At 65.5% G+C, this 3,427-nt stretch carries 4 protein-coding genes; 1 reads left to right on the forward strand and 3 read right to left on the reverse strand.

Going from position 1 to position 3,427, the window contains the following annotated elements:
• Positions 1 to 283: LysR substrate-binding domain-containing protein (locus MOV75_RS31625; protein WP_247007280.1), on the forward strand; the 283-nt coding region annotated here is incomplete at its 5' end.
• Between the two features lie 188 nt (positions 284 to 471).
• Here the strand turns inward: MOV75_RS31625 and MOV75_RS31630 are convergent.
• The 3 genes from MOV75_RS31630 to MOV75_RS31640 all read right to left on the reverse strand — a co-directional run.
• Complete coding sequence (locus MOV75_RS31630) at positions 472 to 1,887, reverse strand: FAD-binding oxidoreductase (protein WP_247007281.1); 1,416 nt, start codon at positions 1,885 to 1,887, stop codon at positions 472 to 474.
• 36 nt (positions 1,888 to 1,923) lie between these two features.
• Positions 1,924 to 2,529 (reverse strand): dihydroxyacetone kinase subunit L, encoded by a 606-nt coding sequence (locus tag MOV75_RS31635; RefSeq protein WP_247007282.1) that lies wholly within the window; start codon positions 2,527 to 2,529, stop codon positions 1,924 to 1,926.
• Between the two features lies 1 nt (position 2,530).
• Positions 2,531 to 3,427: dihydroxyacetone kinase subunit DhaK (locus MOV75_RS31640; protein ID WP_247007283.1), on the reverse strand; the 897-nt coding region annotated here is incomplete at its 5' end.

The following is a 3,427-nucleotide window of genomic DNA, read 5'->3' on the forward strand; positions in this document are numbered from 1 at the left end:
CAGCGACGGCGAAGCCGCCCGCCGTCTCTGCCTCGGCGGCGTCGGCCTCGCCCGCCTCGCCCTCTTCCACATCTGGCCCGATATCGAATCCGGCCGTCTCGTACCGGTGCTGCAAAACTACAATCCGGGCGACCGCGAAGACATCCACGCGGTCTATGTCGGCCATACCGCGCCGCTTCCTGCAAGGGTGCGCGCATTCATCGACTTTCTCGCCGAGCACGTACGGGTGAGCGATCCCGCGCTGAAGCGGGCGGGGGACGGGAAATGGAAATTGACGGGATGAGACAGATCGCGGAAGGCCCAGAAGAAAGTTCGCCCCGGGCTTGCCGAGCTGAATCGAACGGCAATGAGTCCGCCTTCGCCCTAAGGGCTTCGGCGCGACAGCCTTGCGCAAATGTCGTTTGCGAAGGCTGGCGGAGAGACTGTCCCGGGCGCTCGCGGCGCCCAAGTCGCGCCATCCGCTCATGCCCGTCAAGGGTAGACCTTGCCCGGATTCATGATCCCGGTTGGGTCCAATGCCTTCTTCACCGCCTTCATCAGCGCGACGCCTTCGCCATGCTCGGCTTCCATATGGACGATCTTGTGCAGTCCGACGCCATGTTCGCCCGAACAGGTGCCGCCCATGGCAATGGCGCGGCGCGCGGTGCGGAATGCGAGTCCCTCGGCCCGTGCCGTCTCCTCTGCATCTTTGGGATCGAACAGGATGCCGAGATGGAAATTGCCGTCGCCGACATGCCCGACGATCGGCGCAGTCAATCCCGACGCGACGATGTCGGCTTTGGTCTCCAGCAGGCAGGCTGGCAAGGCCGCGATCGGCACGCAGGCGTCGGTGCCCATATTGTTCTTGCCGGGACTCAGCGCCATCACGGCTTGATAGGAATTGTGGCGCGCCTTCCACAAGCGATTGCGATCCTCTGGCCGCTCCGCGAACTGGAACGCTCCGCCGCCGTGTTCCTCCGTGATCGTCCGCATCATCTCGACGTCCTCGCGCACACCATTCGGCGTGCCCTGGAATTCGAGGAACAATGTCGGCGTCTCCGCATAATCGAGCTTTGAGTAATTGATCGCGGCACGCATCTGCATCTCGTCGAGCAGTTCGACGCGGGCCATCTTCAGGTTCGATTGCAGCGCCGTCACCACGGCGGCGACGGCCCCTTCGAGCGACTGGAACTGGCAAACGGCCGCGACGATCGTCTCCGGCAGGCCATAGAGCTTGAGCTGGATCTCGGTGATGACGCCGAGAGTGCCTTCGCTACCGACATAGAGATGGGTGAGATCGAGGCCGGCTGAGGATTTGCGCGCGCGGCTGCCGGTGCGCACGATCCGCCCATCGGGCGTGACGACGGTGAGCCCGAGGATGTTCTCGCGCATCGTGCCATAGCATACCGCATTGGTGCCGGACGCGCGGGTCGAGGCCATGCCGCCGATCGAGGCGTTCGCTCCGGGGTCGACTGGAAAGAACAGGCCGGTGTCGCGGATCCCTGCATTGAGCGCTTCGCGCGTCACGCCGGCCTGGACCCGGCAATCGAGCGAATCCGGCGAGACGTCGAGGATCTTGTCGAAGCGGCTCGTGTCGAGCGAAACGCCACCGGCAACCGCCGCGAGCTGACCCTCCAGCGATGAGCCGGCACCGAACGGCGTGACCGGCACGCGGTGTTCGTTGCAGAGCGCGAGAACGAACGCGACCTCATCGTTGGTCTCGGGAAACACCACGAGATCGGGCATGCCGATCGCCGGCAGGCCCTCACCATGACTATGCTGGTCGAGCATGGCCTGCGAAACGCTCACGCGCGTGCCGAGGCGCTCGACGAGTTTTGCTCGCACGGCGGCGATAACCTCCGGCCCGGGACGTGGCAGAACCTGGACGTACATCGCGGCCTCCTTCATGACCCTGCCCTCGTCTGTACCACTGCAATCCGGCGTTCAAGCCGCAACTGCGGCCAGCAGACGGGAAAAGGCGAGCATGCCGGGATCATCGAGCCCGATCGTCCGCTCGCCGAACATACGGGCACGTCCGAGCCTGTTCGGCCGCTCCCGGAATGCGTCGAGCGTTTCGCGCGCGGCCTTTTGCGCCGCAGCGATCGCTTCGTCGTGCGTTCTGCAATGCGCCAGTGCAATCGCGACGGCATCGAGCATGTCGACAACCGTCTTGTCGCCGATCCTGGCGCCGCCGCGCGTCATCATCTGGTCGCGGATCGAGGCGAGTAAGCCGCCGAGTTCGTCCCAGCCGATCTCATTGCGCCCCATGGTCGTTCTGGCCAGCGTCATCATCGCAACCGTGACCAGCGTTCCCAGGCTCGATCCCGTTCCGCTGGCGCAGGCTTTGGCACAGGCCTGAAACACCAGGCCGACGTCCGTCTCTTCATTGGGAATGGCAGTTGCGACGGCCTCGAACAGCCGGCGCAGCATGACCCCGGTGTCGCCGTCGCCGATCTTGCCGTCGGCGGCGTTGAGATCATCCTGGGCGGCCGCAGCCGCGTCTCTGGCACGAAAGGCTGCGCTGCGGAGCGTATCGGCCGTGATCGCCACCTCACACCCTCCAGAACGGACAGGCGCAGGGCGCTGCCAGCAGCTTCTCTCGTTCGGCATCAAGGTGAATCAGACTGATCGACAGCCCCGCCATCTCCATCGAGGTGACGTAGTGCCCGACCAGCGGACGCACGATGGTCAACCCGTCCTTCCTGAGAAGCGCAGCGACGCGGCGATAGACGATGAACAACTCCTCGAGCGGCGTCGCACCGAGGCTATTCACCAGCACGGAAACGCGATCGGATCCGTGGGCGACCGCGTCGGCACGCAAGCGCTTCACCATCTCGTCGGCGATCTCGTCTGCCGAACGGAGCTTGTCGCGCCAAATGCCCGGCTCGCCATGGATGCCCATGCCCATCTCGATCTCGTCAGCGCCGATTTCGAAGGTCGGCTTCGCGGCCCCCGGAATCTGGCAAGGCGCGAGTGCGACGCCGATGGTGCGGCAGGCATCGACAGCGGACTGAGCGGTCGCGGTGACCTCGGCGAGATCGGCGCCGGTATCGGCCTTCGCGCCAGCGATCTTGTAGGCATAGATGATTCCGGCGACGCCGCGGCGCTTGCCGGCCTCTTGCGGCGGCGCGGAGGCGATATCGTCCGTGCCGAGCACGGTCGTGGTCGGAATGTCGTCCATCTCGACCATCTCGCCGGCAAGATCGAAGTTCATGCGGTCGCCGCCGTAATTTCCGTAGAGGCGCAGCACGCCTCGTCCGCCATCGACCGCCTTGATCGCCTGCACGCAGGAATCCACTGACGGTCCCGCGAACACGTCGCCGATCGCGCAGGCGTCGAGCAGGCCCTGGCCGACATAGCCGGTGAACAGCGGTAGATGTCCCGAGCCGCCGCCCGAGACGATGCCGACCTTGCCGCGCTTCGGCGCATGGGCGGCGCGGACGACCCG

The organism is Bradyrhizobium sp. PRIMUS42 (assembly GCF_023006515.1).
In the GTDB taxonomy this organism is placed as follows: domain Bacteria; phylum Pseudomonadota; class Alphaproteobacteria; order Rhizobiales; family Xanthobacteraceae; genus Bradyrhizobium.

Coding starts and splice junctions, on each gene's coding strand:
- MOV75_RS31630 (WP_247007281.1), bottom strand. CDS start 1,887: ATGAAGGAGGCCGCGATGTACGTCCAGGTTCTGCCACGTCCCGGGCCG.